The 15,375-nt window shown below is 71.5% G+C and carries 12 protein-coding genes and 1 pseudogene; 3 read left to right on the forward strand and 10 right to left on the reverse strand.

Features of this window, described 5'->3' with window-relative positions; translation table 11 throughout:
• From CITRI_RS20220 to CITRI_RS17235, 4 genes and pseudogenes are all read right to left on the reverse strand, one after another.
• Positions 1-484 (reverse strand): biotin/lipoyl-containing protein (locus tag CITRI_RS20220; protein ID WP_010144568.1); only part of this gene is annotated, 484 nt, incomplete at its 3' end.
• 99 nt (positions 485-583) lie between these two features.
• On the reverse strand, positions 584-1,651 hold the full coding sequence (locus CITRI_RS0109630; protein ID WP_010144569.1) for an alpha-ketoacid dehydrogenase subunit beta: 1,068 nt from the start codon (positions 1,649-1,651) through the stop codon (positions 584-586).
• Complete coding sequence (locus tag CITRI_RS0109635) at positions 1,648-2,829, reverse strand: thiamine pyrophosphate-dependent enzyme (RefSeq protein WP_010144570.1); 1,182 nt, start codon at positions 2,827-2,829, stop codon at positions 1,648-1,650. The genes CITRI_RS0109630 and CITRI_RS0109635 overlap by 4 nt, the downstream gene beginning before the upstream one ends.
• Positions 2,830-2,919: 90 nt before the next feature.
• Positions 2,920-4,025, reverse strand: a pseudogene (locus tag CITRI_RS17235) (histidinol-phosphate transaminase).
• Positions 4,026-4,208: 183 nt separating this feature from the next.
• Between CITRI_RS17235 and CITRI_RS0109645 the strand changes: the two are divergent.
• Entirely contained in the window at positions 4,209-4,625 is a 417-nt protein-coding gene (locus CITRI_RS0109645) for a phage holin family protein (protein ID WP_040386248.1), read from the forward strand.
• A 5-nt stretch (positions 4,626-4,630) separates the two neighbouring features.
• Here the strand turns inward: CITRI_RS0109645 and CITRI_RS0109650 are convergent, their stop codons facing one another.
• From CITRI_RS0109650 to CITRI_RS0109665, 4 genes are all read right to left on the reverse strand, one after another.
• Positions 4,631-7,306: an HAD-IC family P-type ATPase gene (locus CITRI_RS0109650; RefSeq protein ID WP_141566053.1), complete on the reverse strand. Its 2,676-nt coding sequence runs from the start codon at positions 7,304-7,306 to the stop codon at positions 4,631-4,633.
• A gap of 103 nt (positions 7,307-7,409) precedes the next feature.
• Positions 7,410-8,489, reverse strand: coding sequence for a hypothetical protein (locus CITRI_RS18455; protein ID WP_010144575.1), 1,080 nt, complete (start codon positions 8,487-8,489; stop codon positions 7,410-7,412).
• Complete coding sequence (locus CITRI_RS19645) at positions 8,381-9,016, reverse strand: hypothetical protein (protein WP_157998923.1); 636 nt, start codon at positions 9,014-9,016, stop codon at positions 8,381-8,383. Before CITRI_RS19645 ends, CITRI_RS18455 begins: the two co-directional genes overlap by 109 nt.
• Positions 9,016-9,507, reverse strand: coding sequence for a hypothetical protein (locus CITRI_RS0109665; RefSeq protein ID WP_010144577.1), 492 nt, complete (start codon positions 9,505-9,507; stop codon positions 9,016-9,018). The genes CITRI_RS19645 and CITRI_RS0109665 overlap by 1 nt, the downstream gene beginning before the upstream one ends.
• 210 nt (positions 9,508-9,717) lie before the next feature.
• On the opposite strand from CITRI_RS0109665, the gene CITRI_RS0109670 reads away from it, so the two are divergent.
• Together CITRI_RS0109670 and CITRI_RS0109675 are read left to right on the forward strand one after the other, a co-directional pair.
• Complete coding sequence (locus tag CITRI_RS0109670; RefSeq protein WP_010144578.1) at positions 9,718-10,416, forward strand: flavin reductase; 699 nt, start codon at positions 9,718-9,720, stop codon at positions 10,414-10,416.
• A 160-nt stretch (positions 10,417-10,576) separates the two neighbouring features.
• On the forward strand, positions 10,577-12,058 hold the full coding sequence (locus tag CITRI_RS0109675; RefSeq protein ID WP_029139197.1) for a DUF1846 domain-containing protein: 1,482 nt from the start codon (positions 10,577-10,579) through the stop codon (positions 12,056-12,058).
• 121 nt (positions 12,059-12,179) lie between these two features.
• On the opposite strand, the gene CITRI_RS0109680 is transcribed toward CITRI_RS0109675, so the two are convergent.
• Together CITRI_RS0109680 and CITRI_RS0109685 are read right to left on the reverse strand one after the other, a co-directional pair.
• Positions 12,180-13,619, reverse strand: coding sequence for an aldehyde dehydrogenase family protein (locus tag CITRI_RS0109680; protein ID WP_010144581.1), 1,440 nt, complete (start codon positions 13,617-13,619; stop codon positions 12,180-12,182).
• A 71-nt stretch (positions 13,620-13,690) separates the two neighbouring features.
• Complete coding sequence (locus CITRI_RS0109685) at positions 13,691-15,202, reverse strand: APC family permease (protein WP_010144582.1); 1,512 nt, start codon at positions 15,200-15,202, stop codon at positions 13,691-13,693.
• Positions 15,203-15,375: the final 173 nt, after the last annotated feature.

A 15,375-nucleotide genomic window follows, 5' to 3' on the forward strand; every position in this document is an offset into this window, starting at 1 on the left:
GTCGGCCTTGGGGCCGGAACCGGTCAGCGCGGCCCCCCGATCCCCCGGCCGGGCCGGCACCGGTGCCGGCGCGCGGGACGCCGCCGTCGGCCGGGACCGGGGCCTCCTCGCCGACCCCCGGGCGGGGCGCCGGACCGTCCTCGTCCTCCTCCTGGGTGTCCGTCCCGTCACCGGGCGCGGGCATCCGGGCGTCCGGGATCTCCTGCTCCACCTCGGCGGAACCGTCCCCGCCGGACGGGGGCGCCTCGGCGCCGGTGGTGATGCCGATGATCGGGGTGCCGACGGCGACGGTCTCCCCCACGGGGACCATCAGCTCGGCCACCGTGCCGGCGTAGGGGCTGGGCAGCTCCACCAGCGACTTGGCCGTCTCGATCTCGCAGAGGACGTCGTTGACCGCCACGGTGTCCCCGACCGCCACCTTCCACTCGGTGATCTCGGCCTCGGTCAGTCCCTCGCCGACGTCCGGCAGGTTGAAGGTCTCCATGGTGGTCTCCGGCAGTCTCTCGGTTCGGCAGGCGGGGCGGTGCGCGATGCTGCGCGCGGCCCGGTGGTCGGGTTCGGCGGGCAGGCTCGGTGCGCGGGGTCAGTAGGCGAAGGTGCGGTCCACGGCGTCGAGGATCCGGTCCAGGTCCGGCAGGTACTGCTCCTCCACGCGTGAGGGCGGGTAGGGCAGGTGGAACCCGCCCACGCGCAGGATCGGGGCCTCGAGGTGCAGGAAGGACCGCTCCATCAACCGGGCGGCGATCTCCCCGCCGAGGCCGCCGAAGGTCGGGGCCTCGTGCGTGACGACCATCCGGCCGGTCTTCTCCACCGAGGCCTGCAGGGCGTCGAAGTCCACGGGCGAGAGGGAGCGCAGGTCGATGACCTCGATCGACCGGCCGTCCTCGGCGGCGGCGTTCGCGGCGGCCAGCGCCACGGGCACCAGCGGCCCCCAGGCGGCGATCGTGGCGTCGGTGCCCTCGCGGACCACCTGCGCCTGGAAGGCGGACACCCCGCGGTGGCCGTCCGCGGAGACGTCGACCTCGCCCTTGAGCCAGTACCGGCGCTTGGGCTCGAAGATGATGACCGGGTCCTGGGACCGGATCCCCTGGCGGGTCATCCAGTAGGCGTCGTGGGCGTTGGACGGGGTGATGACCCGCAGGCCCGCGGTGTGCGCGAACAGCGCCTCGGGCGACTCGGAGTGGTGCTCGATCGAGCCGATGCCGCCGCCGTAGGGGATGCGGATCGTCACCGGGACCGTGGCGGCGCCGCGGGTGCGGGCGTGCATCTTGGCCAGCTGGGTGGTGATCTGGTTGAAGCCCGGGAAGACGAAGCCGTCGAACTGGATCTCCGCCACCGGTCGGTAGCCGCGCAGGGCCAGGCCGATCGAGGTGCCGATGATGCCGGACTCGGCCAGCGGGGAGTCCACCACCCGGTCCGCGCCGAAGCGGGCCTTCAGCCCCTCGGTGACGCGGTAGACCCCGCCGAGCGAGCCGATGTCCTCGCCCATCAGCAGGACCTTCTCGTCCGCGGCCAGTTCATCGGCCAGGGCCCGGTTGATGGCCTTGGCGATGGTCAGGGTCTCGAGGGCGGTCCCGGCCCCGGTGACCGGCGCGGGTCCGGCGGCCGTACCGGGAACCGCCCCGGCCGGCGTCGTGGTGTCCGTGGTCATGAGCGGTCTCCTTCCACCTCGGTGTCCGCGAAGCCGGCCTGCCACTGCCGGTGCCAGGCCAGCTCCTCCGCCACGAGCGGGTGGGCCTCGGCGTAGACGGTCTCGAAGACGGTGTCCAGGGGGGCGACGGCGTCCCCGGTCATCGTCAGCACGGCCTCGCGGGTGCGCCGCGCCAGCTCCTCGCCCTCCGTGGCCACGTCGGCGAAGAAGCGGTCCGGGTCGGGCCCCGCGGCGCCGGTGGCCCGCAGGTGCGCCTCGAGCCGGGCCAGCGGGTCGACGGCGGCCCAGGCCTCTTCCTCGGCCCGGGTGCGGTACTTCGTGGGGTCGTCCGCGGTGGTGTGGGCGCCACCGCGGAAGGTGTGCGCCTCGATGAGCACGGGACCGGCCCCGGTGCGGGCCTGCTCGGCGGCCCAGGCGGTCACGGCATGCATGGCGAGCGGGTCGTTGCCGTCCACCGTGACGCCCTCGAAGCCGTAGCCGGCGGCGCGCCTCGCCAGCGGCACCCGGGTCTGGGTGGCGGCGGGCACCGAGATGGCCCACTGGTTGTTCTGGCAGAAGAACACCACCGGCAGGTCGTAGCTGGCGGCGAAGACCATGGACTCGTGGATGTCGCCCTCGGAGGAGGCACCGTCCCCGTAGCAGGCGAGCACGACCTGCCCCTCGGCCCGGCGGCGCTCGGCGTCCCAGCCGGCCTGGTCCCGGGAGATGCCCCAGGCGTAGCCGGTGGCGTGCAGGGCCTGGGCGGCCAGCACGAGCGTGTAGGGCTGCATCCGGTGGTCCTCGGCGGCCCAGCCGGCGTGGGCGACGCCGCGGAAGAGGGCGAGGAGCTGGCCCGGGGTGACGCCGCGGCCCAGGGCGAAGAGGTGCTCGCGGTAGGTGGGGAAGATCCAGTCGTCCTCGCGCAGTGCGGTCAGCGCCCCGGCCTGGGCACCCTCCTGGCCGACGGCGGGGACCCACAGCGCCAGTTGCCCCTGGCGCTGCAGGGAGGTGCCCTCCTGGTCCACGCGGCGCTCGGTGGCCATCAACCGGTACATGCGCTGTAGCGTGTCCTCGGTCAGGTCCGCCAGGTAGGGCGTGAACCGGGCGTCCTCGTGCAGGGTCCCGTCAGCGTCCAGCAGGCGGACGGCTCCTTCCGGCAGCTCGGTCGCCGGAGCCGGTGACGTCGGCGTATGGTGCACGGAGAACTCCTTCCATGCCGACGCACCCGGCGTCGGTCCCGGTCCAGCCTAGACCCGGACCGGCATATGCGCGCGTTCTGCGAAGGTCCGCTACTGCCCGTCCGAGGGCGCCCCGAACTCCCGGCACAGCTGCAGGAACCGTGCGTTGGCCTCCCGCTCGCCGACGGAGACGCGCACGCCCTCGGTGCCGAAGCCCCGCACGGACAGCGCCTGGCGGGCGGCCGCCTCCACGAACCCGGGGTCCGGTCCCCCAGGTCCAGCCAGACGAAGTTGGCCTGGGTCTCCGGCACGCTCCAGCCGGCCTCGGCCAGCCCGGCCACCATCTTCTGCCGCTCGGCGACCACGATGTCCACGCGTTCCATGACGTCCTCGAGGTGGTCCAGCGAGGCGATCGCGGCCTGCTCGGCCAGCGACGAGACCGCGAACGGGGTGGCCAGCACCCGCAGGTACTGGGTGACGTGGGGATGGGTCACGGAGTAGCCCACGCGCAGGTTCGCCAGGCCGTGGGCCTTGGAGAAGGTCCGCAGCACGGCAACGTTCGAGTGCCGGGAGAACACGTCGAGGCCGTCGACGGCGTCCGGCTGGCGGACGAACTCCTGGTACGCCTCGTCGATGACCACGAGCACGTGCTGGGGCACCTTCGCCAGGAAGTCCTCGACTTCCCGGGTGGTCAGCACCGGGCCGGTCGGGTTGTTGGGCGTGCACAGCAGGATCACGCGGGTGCGCTCGGTGATGGCCGCGGCCATGGCCTCGAGGTCGTGGCGGAAGTCCGCGGTCAGCGGCACCTGGACGTCCCGCGCCCCGGAGGAGCGCACCACGATCGGGTAGGCTTCGAAGGAGCGCCAGGCGAAGATCACCTCGTCCGGGGTGCCGTCCTCACCGGTCCCCGCGAAGGTGGTGATGATCTGGGTCAGCGCGCCGAGGGAACCGGCGCCCGTGACGATGTCCTGGGCGGCCACGCCGAGGTGGGCGGACAACCGCTCCCGCAGCGCGGTGGACAGCGGGTCCGGATAGCGGGCGATCGCGTCGAACCGCTCGACGGCCCGGCGCACCGCGGGAACGGGCCCGTAGGGGTTCTCGTTGGAGGCGAGCTTGTAGGAGACCAGCCCCTCCACCGGTGCGGGAGGCTTCCCGGCGGCGTAGGCGGGGAGCCTGCCCAGGACCGGACGCGGGCGGATCGGATGCGGTTCGTTCATGGATCACCAGACTAGTCCCGGCGCGGACGAATCGGCCTCGGATCCTCCCGAAGTCCCGACAGATCGCCTGATCGTTCCCTTCCGCCCGGACAGATTGCCCTCGGGCGAGGGCGCCACCGTCCGATCGGCGCTGGGGACGCGGACGCATATCCGGGCCACAGGGTGGCATGGGACGATGTGGACATGAGGTTTCTGCTCCGCGTCATCGTCAACGCCCTGGCCCTGTGGGTGGCCACCTGGCTCCTGCCCGGCATGGAGGTCATCCCCGGCGGGACCCTCGCCGACACCGGTGACCCCACCCTGAACCTGGTGATCGCCTACCTGGTGATCGGCCTGGTCTTCGGGGCCGTGAACGCGGTGGTCAAGCCGGTCATCTCGTTCCTGTCGATCCCGATCACCTGCCTGACGCTGGGGCTGTTCACCATCATCATCAACGCTGGCATGCTGATGCTGACGGTCTGGCTCACCTCCTACATGCCGATGCAGGTCACCGTGGACTCCTTCTGGTGGACCGCGGTCTTCGCCGCGATCATCATCTCGGTGGTCTCGATGCTGGCCAACGGCGTCCTGGGGATGCTCACGCCGGGCAGCCGGGACTGAGGCGGTCACACGTCCCGGCCCGCGGTGGCCAGCCGGCGGCGGATGAGCTTCTCCACCTCGACCAGGACGAGGACGGTCGAGCCGAACAGGATGCAGGTCCCCCACTCGAGCCCGGTCAGCGGCGCGAGACCGAGGACGCCGGCGGAGGCACCCCAGCTCATCACGCCCCAGTGCATCAGCAGGGCGACGATCGCAGAGATGACCAGGAGCGGGTTGCCCACCAAGTTGACCTGGAACAGTGAGCGCCGCTCGGTACGGGCGTTCATGACGTTGAAGAAGTTGAACATCACCATGGTCGTCAGCGCATAGGTCCGCGCGTGGTCAACGGCGTACCCGGTGTCGATCGCGTGACTGTAGACGAGCAGGGTGCCCGCGGCCATCCACACGCCGGTGAGCACGGTGCGCACCCACATGGTCCCGTTGAGCACGCCCTCGGTCCGGTCGCGTGGTTCCTGCCGCAACTCGTCCCCCTCACCCTTCTCGAAGGCCAGGGCGATGTCCTGGACGCCGTTGGTGACGATATTGGTCCAGAGCAGCATCACCGGCAGGAAGATCAGCGGATGGTCCGTGAAGAGGTTGACCGCGACTGCCAGCATGAACCCCGTGGCATTGGCCAGCAGGAAGAAGCTGGCCTTGCGGATGGCCGCGAAGGTCACCCGTCCCTGTTCCACCGCCTGGACGATCGTGACGAAGTTGTCGTCCGTCAGCACCAGGTCGGCCGACTCGCGTGCGACGTCCGTTCCCGAGCGCCCCATGGCCACCCCGATCGAGGCCACCTTGAGGGCGGGTGCGTCGTTGACCCCGTCCCCCGTCACCGCCACGGTCTCGCCCTCCTCGCGGAGCAGTTCCACGATGCGCAGCTTGTTCTGCGGGGTCATGCGAGCGGCGACGGAGGTGGTGCGCAGCCGTTCGCGCAATTCGTCGTCACCCAGCTCGTCGACCTCCCGCCCGGTCAGCGGCGCTGCACCGGATCCGACGTCCAGACCAAGCCTCCGACCGATCGAGGACGCCGTCACGGGATGGTCGCCGGTGATCATCATGACCCTGATCCCGGCGTCCTGGCAGGCGGTGACGGACTCGGGGACGCCGGGGCGCGGTGGATCGGCCATGCCCTCAAGCCCCAGCAGGTCCAGCCCACGGGGCCGGGGGAGTTCCTCGGGCAGGTCCTCACCGTCGGGGACCGGTCGGCTGGCCGTGGCCAGGACCCTCAACCCCTCGGCTCCCATCCGCACGCTGGCCGCGTTGACGGTGTCCGCGGCCGCCGCGTCCAGCGGCTGCGGACCCGAGGCGGTGGCCCACCGGTCGCAGAACTCCAGGACCTTCTCCGGTGCCCCCTTCACGTAGAGGGTCCGGGCGCCGTCGGGCCCGGTGACGACCGACTGGGAGAACTGATGATGTGGTTCGTAGGGCATGTGCCGCTCGGGCGTGATGGCCAGGTCCGCGGTTCCGACGACGCCGGTGCGCAGGGCGAAGGAGGCCATGGCGACGTCGACGGCATCGCCGTGCAGTTCGCCGGTGGACGGGTCCTTCACCCTGGCCTCATTGGTCAGCGCCCCGGCACGTGCCACGGCGCGCTCGAGTCCGCTGAGGTCACCGGCCGCCCGCTCGGTCGCTCCCTCGCCCGTGAGGTCACGGTCGCCGTCGGCCGTCCAGATCCGTTCCACGGTGAGGCGATTCTGGGTGAGGGTCCCGGTCTTGTCGGATCCGATGACCGTCGTCGACCCCAGGGTCTCCACGCTGGGCAGGTGCCGCACCACCGCGTGGTGGGCGGCCATCCGCGAGACGCCGACGCCCATCGCCACCGTGAGCACGATCGGCAGCGCCTCCGGCATGGCCGAGACGATGAGGGCCACCGCCGTGCGGAACAGTTCGTTCGGCTCATAGCCCAACCCCAGGCCCACCAGGAACATGGCCGCCGCCACGCCCAGGATGACGGCGGCGATGATCTTCTCCATCCGGTGGGTCAGGACCTGCAGGGGCGTTCGGGTATCGGTGGTCTGGACGAGTTCGTTGATCTCACCCAGCTCGGAGTGGCGGCCCGTGGCCGTGGTGAGTCCGACGGCCCGACCCGCGACCACGAGCGTGCCCGAGAACGCCATCGAGGACCGTTCCGCCAGGGGCGTGTCCGCGTCCACGGGCGTCGTCGATTTGTCGACCGCCAGGACCTCACCGGTCAGCATCGACTCGTCCACCCGCAACCCGCTGGTCTCGAGCAGTCGCAGGTCGGCGGGGACACGGTCCCCGGACTCCAGGAGCAAGACATCACCCGGTACCAGCGTGACCGCGTCCACCTGGAGTGCGTGGCCGTCCTGCAGGACCCGCGCCGTCGGGCTGCTGAGGGACCGCAGGGCCTGGACGTCGCGCAGGGCCTTGCGTTCCTGCCAATAGCCGATCACCGCGTTGAGGACCAGTGCCAGCAGGATGGCGCCGGTGTCGATCCACTCCCGCATGAAGGCCGTGACGACGGCGGCGACGAGCAGGAAGACGATCATCGGGCTGCCGAACTGCCTCACCAGCGTCAGCCAGCGAGGGTCGGGCCGCGCGGTCTCCAGGTCATTGGGCCCGTGGCGCGTGAACCGCGCGGAACGTTCGCCGACGGACAACCCGTGCCGGGTGGAGTCGAGGCGGCGGAGGGCATCCTCGGCGGGAAGGCCATGCAGGGCAGTGTCTGCCACGTCCATCACGATCACTCACGTCGACGTCAGGGAAGGGGCGCAGGACCAGCCTATAGAGAAGTCGTCGGCAGTACCGCGTCCCGGTGGCGGCGAGGGGTGACGCCGGTGGTCACGGCCCGGGAGCCGCAGGGCGAACGGAGTCTGCGATCCCGGTGGACGGGAAGGGCGCCAGCGGCCTGGACGGGTGGCCGAGGCCCGCACCCAGGGGGTTGCGCGGGCTTCCCGGACGCGTCCGCTCCAGGGTGACCGTCCGGGAGACGGCCGTTCCGGTGGTGAGCCAGGCGAGACGCTCCTGCGCCGGGACCAGGCGGTCGGCGTCCGGGCCCGCGACAGCGTCCCGCCCCTCGAGCCGGGCGACGTGGGCGCGGTAGTTGCCGAACTCGTGGGCGCTCGACGTGGTCCTCTCGTCCGGCTCCGCCCCCTCCGCGTACCCCGAGAAGGTCACGGTGGTCCGATGGGCGCCCTGCGGGTTTCCGCGTCCGTCCAGCCCGGCGACGACGTCCTGGTCGTGCTCCAGGTGCAGCGCCTCGATGTCCTGGTCCAGCGCGATTTCCCCGGTCGGAGAGCCGATGGTGACCAGGCCCTGCATGTCGTAGACCTCAGCGAGCCCGGGGTCGGCAGCGAGGCGGGCGGCGTGGATGCCGCCCTGGCTGTAGCCCATGGGCACCACGGCGTCACCCGGCCGGGCCCCCGCGGCCGCGAGGGCCTCCTGGACTCCCCTCGCCACGTGCTGGGAGTCCAAGGTCATCGCCTCGGCATTGCCGCTGATGTCGAAGGCGTTCGTGGACCAGCCGGCCGCGTCCCGGTAGTCCCCGCCCTGGGTGCCGGGGAGCGCGACCAGCCAGACCCGTTCCGGGGCGTCCTCCGCGTCCGGGGAGACACGGGTGACCTGCACGGCACCGGGCCCGGAGACGTCCTCCCGGGTGTGGTCCAGTTGCTCCATCAGGCCGGTGAGGGAGCCGTCCATCCGGTACTCGACCGTCGCCTTCCCCACGGAGTGGACCCTCACGGGGCCGATCTGGACCAGCCCGGCCAGGATCCCACCCGTGGCGATCAGCGGATACAACCGCTCCGGACCGGTCAGTGGACCGGAGCGGGCGTCGTCACGGGCCAGGACACCGGTGACATCGGAGGTGATCCAGAAACCGGTGGCCAGCCCACCGGACGCGGCCCCGAGCACCGCGGCCACGACGTCCGGAGCACCCTGGATCGCGAGGTCCGTGAGGGGGACGGGCAGCGGCCGGCCCCCGCGGCGAACCCCACCGCCAGGACGAACGCGGGGATTCCGGCGACGTCCTGGAACGCCCGCCGCGCCCGGTCCTCCGCCTCCCGGTAGGACCGCACCGAGAACCCGACCGCGTGTTCCAGCACCTCCGCCTCCGTGCCGACGGCCAACAGCCCGGACGACAATTCGGCCGTGCGTGCCCCCAGGGCACCGGCCAGGGGGCTCTGCTGTGTGGCGACCGTCAGCAGCGATCCCCACCCGGCGGCCCGGAGGGCCAGCGCCGTCGACTCCGCAGCCGCCGCGGCCAGCAGCATGCTGCCCCGCTCCAGTTCGTCCAGGTTCGCGTGGATGCTCGTGGGGCCGCCCCGGACGGAGAACGAGGGTCCTGCAGGGGTTCGCGCGGGGACCTGCCCCGTGCGCTCCTCCACGGTCCCGTCCCGCACGCCCTCCAGGAGCCCTGGCCGACCCACTCCGGCGGAGTGCCGCTCCATCAGCACACCCCCAACGCCGCGGCGGTGGCGAGCACGGCGCGGGCCGCGGCGAGCTCGGACCGGAGCCTGCCGATCCGCTGGTGCAGGTCATCGATCGCCGTGCGCCCCAGGACGACCTGTTCCTCGGCGGTGGCGGCGAGGTGCTCGGCGCGGACACGCAGCCGTCGGCTGCGCGCGGCGAAGGCGGCGCCGGCCGGGGACTCCCAGTCGATGGCTTCCAGCGCCTGGACCCGTTCGGCGACCTGACGGGTGCCGGCCCCGACCCGGCCCAGCTCCTCCACCACCTGGTGCAGCTGGGCCACCGCCGTCTCCAGCAACCAGACCAGGGACTCGTCCGGCACGATGGACCCGGCCGCCCGCACCGCATGGTGGCAGAGCGCCTCCTGGTTCGGCACGGGCACCGGGAGCGTGGCAGCGCCGCCGGGCAGCACCGGCACCGGCGTCTGGACGATCTCGATGAGCGGCGGCGGGGCACCGTGACCGGTCTTCATGCCTGTCCTCCTGGACGAACGGGATGGTGACGTCTCCGACGCTAGGGAGCCGGGTGGCGTCGGCGGTGGGCGGCCCCGGGGCGTGGGGACGGGCCCGGCGCGCCGGCCCGCTGTGGAGTGCGGGCCGGTGCACCGGCCGACCGCCACCAGCCGTCCACAGCCCGGCCCCACCGGGGCCCGCGGTCCCCGGGAGTGCGGCAGACTGGGCCCATGAGCACCGAGCCGAGCCCCGGACCGAACGCCGGATCGAACAGCGCCCCGGGCACTGAACCGAGCGGCGACGCGAGCACCGCCCCCGCCCCGCGGCGCACTGAGTTCGACCCCGCGGCGCTGGGTGACCGGGAGACGACCCTGCTGGTGAAGTCGATCCTCATCCCGCGGCCGATCGCCTGGGTCGGGTCGCTGTCCGCCGACGGCATCCCCAACCTGGCCCCGCACTCGTTCTTCACGATGGCCTCGGAGCAGCCGCCCATCGTGCTGTTCTCCTCGACCACGCGCAAGGACTCGCTGAACAACATCGAGGCCACCGGCCAGTTCACGATCTCCCTGGTCTCCCGGGCCCAGTTCGAGCAGGCGAACCAGACCTCGGCTCCCTACGGCCCCGAGGTCAGCGAGTTCGAGGCGGCGGGCATCGGGCGGGAGGAGTCCGTGGTGGTGGACCCGCCGCGGGTGGCCGGTTCCCCGGCGGTCATGGAGTGCACCCTGGACCGGGTGATCCCCGTGGGCGGGAACTTCCTGGTGCTGGGCAACGTCGTCCACGTCTCGGTGGACACGGACACGCTCAGCACGGATGCCCGGGGCCGCAGCCTGCCGCTGGCCGGCAGGCTGGACCCGCTGACCCGGCTGGGGCGCAACGAGTGGGGCACCCTGGGCGAGGTCCTCGCGATCGACCGGCCCAGGACCGGCTGAGCCCGCCACCCCTCCACGCGCACCCGCCCGGTGCTAGCGTGTCCGCGTGACCGCCTCGTCCTCCAGCCCCGCCCAGCACCCCTCCGATCCGGCTGCCCGGGCAGGGAACGACGCCGGCCCGCCCCGGCCCGCGGTACCCGGCACCGGTCCGGCCCGCCCCGTGGGCTTCGACCGCGAGAAGTACATCGAACTGCAGTCGCACCACATCCACGAGCGACGCCAACAGATCGGCGGCAAGCTCTACCTGGAGATGGGCGGCAAGCTCTTCGACGACCTGCACGCCTCCCGCGTGCTGCCCGGCTTCACCCCGGACAACAAGATCGCGATGCTGGAGCGGCTGCGGGACGAGGTCGAGATCCTCATCTGCATCAACGCCAAGGATCTTCAGCGGCAGAAGGTCCGGGCCGACCTCGGCATCCCCTACGAGGACGACGTGCTGCGGCTGATCGACGTGTTCCGCGAGCGCGGATTCCTGGTGGAGCACGTGGTGATGACCCAGTTGGAGGAGTCGAACCACATCGCCCACGCGTTCCGGGAACGGCTGGAGCGCCTCGGCCTGGAGGTCGCCCGGCACGGCATCATCCCCGGGTATCCGCAGGACACCCGCCGGATCGTCTCCGAGCAGGGCTTCGGCGCCAACGAGTACTCCGAGACCTCGCGGGACCTGATCGTGGTCACCGCACCGGGCCCGGGCTCCGGCAAGCTCGCCACGTGCCTGTCGCAGGTGTACCACGACCACGCCCGGGGCATCTCCTCCGGCTACGCCAAGTTCGAGACCTTCCCCATCTGGAACCTGCCGCTGGAACACCCCGTGAACCTGGCGTACGAGGCCGCCACGGCCGACCTGGACGACGTCAACCTGATCGACCCCTACCACCTGGCCGCCTACGGCGAGCAGGTCACCAGCTACAACCGGGACGTCGAGGTCTTCCCGCTGATGAAGACCCTGCTGGAGGAGCTCACCGGGGCCTCCCCCTACGCCTCCCCCACGGACATGGGCGTGAACCTGGCCGGGGAGTGCATCGTGGACGATGCCGTGTGCCGCGAGGCCTCCCGCCAGGAGATCATCCGCCGCTACTACAAGGCCCTCGTGGACGAGCGGATCAACGACCTGGACGACACGGTCTCCCAGCGCGTGGCCATGGTGATGTCCAAGGCGGGGTGCAAGACCGAGGACCGAGCCGTCGTCGGGCCCGCCCTGGCCGTGGAGGAAGGCACCGGTGAGCCCGCCTCGGCGATCGAGCTGGCCGACGGCACCATCATCACCGGCAAGACCTCCGACCTGCTGGGCTGCTCGGCGGCCATGCTGCTCAACGCGCTGAAGCACCTGGCCGGGATCGACGACGCGGTGCACCTGCTCTCCCCCCAGGCGATCGAGCCGATCCAGACGCTCAAGACCCAGCACCTGGGCTCGCGCAACCCGCGCCTGCACACGGACGAGGTGCTGATCGCGCTGTCCGTCTCCGCGGCCGATGACGACAACGCCCGGCGCGCGGTGGCCGAGTTGCGCAACCTCGCCGGCTGCAACGTGCACACCACCACCATCCTGGGCACCGTGGACGAGGACATCTTCCGCTCCCTCGGCGCGCTCGTCACCTCTGAACCGAGGTTCCAGCGCAAGGCGCTGTACCGCAAGCGGTAGGGCGGTCTCGGTCCACGGACACGCGTCAGGAGTGGGATTCGTCGGCCAAGACGCGGTTCATAGCCGACGAATCCCACTCCTGGTGTCGCGCGGCCGGGTTGCCCAGCCGGCGGGACTCAGCTCACCAGCTGGTGACCTTGGGCAGGGCCACGGACTTCAGGCCCTCCAGGCCGAACTCCAGGCCGTACCCGGACCTCTTCACCCCGCCGAAGGGCACCCGCGGGTCGATCGCGCCGTGCTTGTTGATCCACGTGGTGCCGGCCTGCAGCCGGGCGGCCACCGCACGGGCCGCCTCCAGGTCGGTGCCCCAGACCGAGGAGCCCAGCCCGACCTCCAGGGCGTTGGCCCAGTCGATGACCTCATCCAGGTCCGAGTACTTCACGATCGGCAGCGCCGGGCCGAACTGCTCCTGGGCCACCAGGGGGTTGTCGTTGTCGATGTCCGCCACCAGCGTCGTGGGGTAGAAGTACCCGGCCTGGTCCGCCTCCGGGTCCCCGCCGGTCAGGATCCGAGCCCCGGACGCCCGGGCCTGGTCGACCAGTGAGGAGACGATGTCGAACTGGGCCTTGTTCTGCAGCGGGCCGAGCACGTTCTGCTCGTCCATGCCCACGCCCATCGGCATCTTCTTGGCCACGTCCACCAGCGCCTCGCACACCTGGTCGTACTGCGACTCGTGCACGTAGAGGCGCTTGAGCGCCGCGCAGGTCTGGCCGGTGTTGATGAACGCCCCCCAGAACAGGCCCTCGGCGATCGCCTCGGGGTCGGCGTCGGGCAGCACGATCCCGGCATCGTTGCCGCCGAGCTCCAGGGTCAGCCGCTTCAGGGTGTCCGCCGCCGAACGCATGATCGCCTGGCCGGTGGAGGTCGATCCGGTGAACATCAGCTTGTCGATGTCCTGGTGCGCGGTCAACGCCGCCCCGAGCTCCCCGCCGCCGGGCACCACCTGCAGCACACCCTCCGGCAGCACCTGGTTCAGCACCGCGGCCAGGCCCAGCACGGACAGCGGGGTGTACTCGCTGGGCTTGAGCACCACGGTGTTGCCCATCCGCAGCGACGGGGCGATCTGCCAGACCGAGATCATCATCGGCCAGTTCCACGGCCCGATCGCCCCGACCACACCCACCGGCACGTACTCCAGCACGGCCTTGCCGGACTCATCGTCCACCAGTACCTCGGGCTCGATCTCGAACCCGGCGGTGGCGCGCAGCCACCCGGCGCAGGCCCCGACCTCGAACCGGGCGTTGGGGCCGTTGAGCGGCTTGCCCTGCTCACGGGAGAGCAGCTCGGCCAGTGCCTCCGCGGAGGCCTCCACGGCGTCGGCGGCGCGGTTCAGCAGCTCCGAGCGCTCGGCGTGGGACCTCGCCGCCCACTCCCGCTGGGCCTGACGGGCGATCTCCACGGCGGCGTCCAGGTCCGCCTCCGCATGCTGCGGAGCGCGCCCGACGACGGCCCCGGTGGCCGGGTCCCTCATCGGGACCCCCTGTCCCTCGGGCGCGGAGATGGCGGACAGCAGGTTCTCGTAGGTCGTCAGGTCGGCGGCGGTGGTGGTCTCGGTGGTCATGAGAGGTCCTTTCCTCAGGAGTTCAGGGTCGGGGAGGCGATGGTGCGGTTCAGGCTGTCGGCAGGATCAGGTCAGTCCAGCTCACCGCCCTGCCCGATGCCGCGGTAGGTCGCCGGCCGCTCGGCCCGCAGCCACCAGGCCCACAGGGTGCCGAAGAGGCCGGGCACCAGCACGATGGCCGGCAGCAGCCAGCTCAGGACCGTGACGCCCTCGGCGCCGATCAGGACGTTGAAGTTCACCACGATCAGCACGAAGAGGACGACGAGGCCGATCGCGGCCAGGCCCGGGGCGATGAGCCGGGTCCACACGGAGTACTCACCGGTCAGGCGCCGCAGATACCCGACCACGGCCATCGAGGCCAGGGCCATCAGCAGCACCAGTCCGAAGGCGCCCATGTTGGTCAGCCAGGTGAACAGGGTCAGCACGGGGAACAGGGGGTCGTCGGAGCCGGCGCCGGCCAGCCCGAAGACGAGGATGACCACGAGGGCCAGCGCCGACTGCGCCAGGGAGCCGGCCACGGGCGCCCCGGAACGGGCACCGGTGTGCTCCAGCACGCCGGGCAGGACGCGCTCGCGGCCGAGGGCGAAGAAGTACCGGGCCACGATGTTGTGGAAGGCCACGAGGGCCGCGAACAGGCTGGTGATGAACATCAGGTTGGCCAGCGTCACGAACCACTCCCCGGCGTGCTCGGCCAAGAACACGAACATCAGGTCCGGTCCGAACTCCTGGGAGCGGGCGATGACGTTCGAGGCTCCCTCGCCCACCACCATCGCCCACGCGGAGAAGCCGTAGAACAGTGCGATGACCGAGATGGCGATCAGCGTGGCGATCCCGGCGGTGCGCTTGGGGTCCTTGACCTCCTCGTTGTAGATCGCCCCGGACTCGAAGCCCATGAAGGCGGCGATCGAGAACGCCAGGGCCGCACCGATGCCGGAGGCGAACAGCTGGTCCGGGACCAGCCCGTCGGCGGTGACGCCCTCGGGAGCCGTGCCGAGGGCCAGCACGTCGTAGACGATGACCACGAGGAATTCGGCGGCCACCACGATGCCCAGGACCTTGGCGGAGAGGTCCACCCGGTTGACGCCCATCACGCCCACGACCACCCAGGCGGCCAGGGCGCACACCCACCACGGCAGCGAGATCCCGGCCGTGCCCTCCAGGAAGGAGGACAGGGCGAAACCGAACAACCCGGCGATGCCGATCTGCATGCAGTTGTAGGCGACCACCGCCACCAGCGAGGCCCCCACGCCCACGGGCTTGCCCAGGCCCTTGGCGATGTAGGCGTAGAAGGCACCGGCGTTGTGCACGTGGCTGCTCATCGCGGCGTAGCCGATGGAGAACAGCACCAGCACGACCCCGAGCACCAGGAAGGACAGCGGGATCCCGACCAGCGAGGTCACCGCGAAGTTGCTGGGCACGCCGCCGGCCATGACCGTCAGTGGTGCCGAGGCCGCGATGATCATGAAGACCAGCGCCGGGATGCCGATTCGGCGGGCGCCGAGGCGGCCGTCGTCGGCCGGCTGTGCCTCGGGACCGGGGTGCACGGAGTCCCCGTGCTTCCGGGTGGTGGTGGACTGGGACATGTCGTCTCCTGGGTCATCCGGGGGGATCCGGAACGGGTGCCGGTGCTGATGGGGGATCAGCGAGGATGGTCACCCAGCATGCCGTGCCGCATGCGCCGGGGTCTTGGCCGTGGGGGCAGGACACTTGACGATGCGTGCAGGGCGGGGCCGTGGTGAGGGTCCCGACGCCGGCC

The sequence above is a fragment of the Citricoccus sp. CH26A genome (genome assembly GCF_000224415.1).
GTDB lineage: Bacteria > Actinomycetota > Actinomycetes > Actinomycetales > Micrococcaceae > Citricoccus.

Bases quoted from the DNA above. Each gene is read 5' to 3' on its own strand.
- CITRI_RS0109630 (WP_010144569.1), bottom strand. From the start codon at position 1,651: ATGACCACGGACACCACGACGCCGGCCGGGGCGGTTCCCGGTACGGCC.
- CITRI_RS0109645 (WP_040386248.1), top strand. From the start codon at position 4,209: ATGAGGTTTCTGCTCCGCGTCATCGTCAACGCCCTGGCCCTGTGGGTG.
- CITRI_RS0109650 (WP_141566053.1), bottom strand. From the start codon at position 7,306: ATGGACGTGGCAGACACTGCCCTGCATGGCCTTCCCGCCGAGGATGCC.
- CITRI_RS19645 (WP_157998923.1), bottom strand. From the start codon at position 9,016: ATGGAGCGGCACTCCGCCGGAGTGGGTCGGCCAGGGCTCCTGGAGGGC.
- CITRI_RS0109665 (WP_010144577.1), bottom strand. From the start codon at position 9,507: ATGAAGACCGGTCACGGTGCCCCGCCGCCGCTCATCGAGATCGTCCAG.
- CITRI_RS0109670 (WP_010144578.1), top strand. From the start codon at position 9,718: ATGAGCACCGAGCCGAGCCCCGGACCGAACGCCGGATCGAACAGCGCC.
- CITRI_RS0109680 (WP_010144581.1), bottom strand. From the start codon at position 13,619: ATGACCACCGAGACCACCACCGCCGCCGACCTGACGACCTACGAGAAC.
- CITRI_RS0109685 (WP_010144582.1), bottom strand. From the start codon at position 15,202: ATGTCCCAGTCCACCACCACCCGGAAGCACGGGGACTCCGTGCACCCC.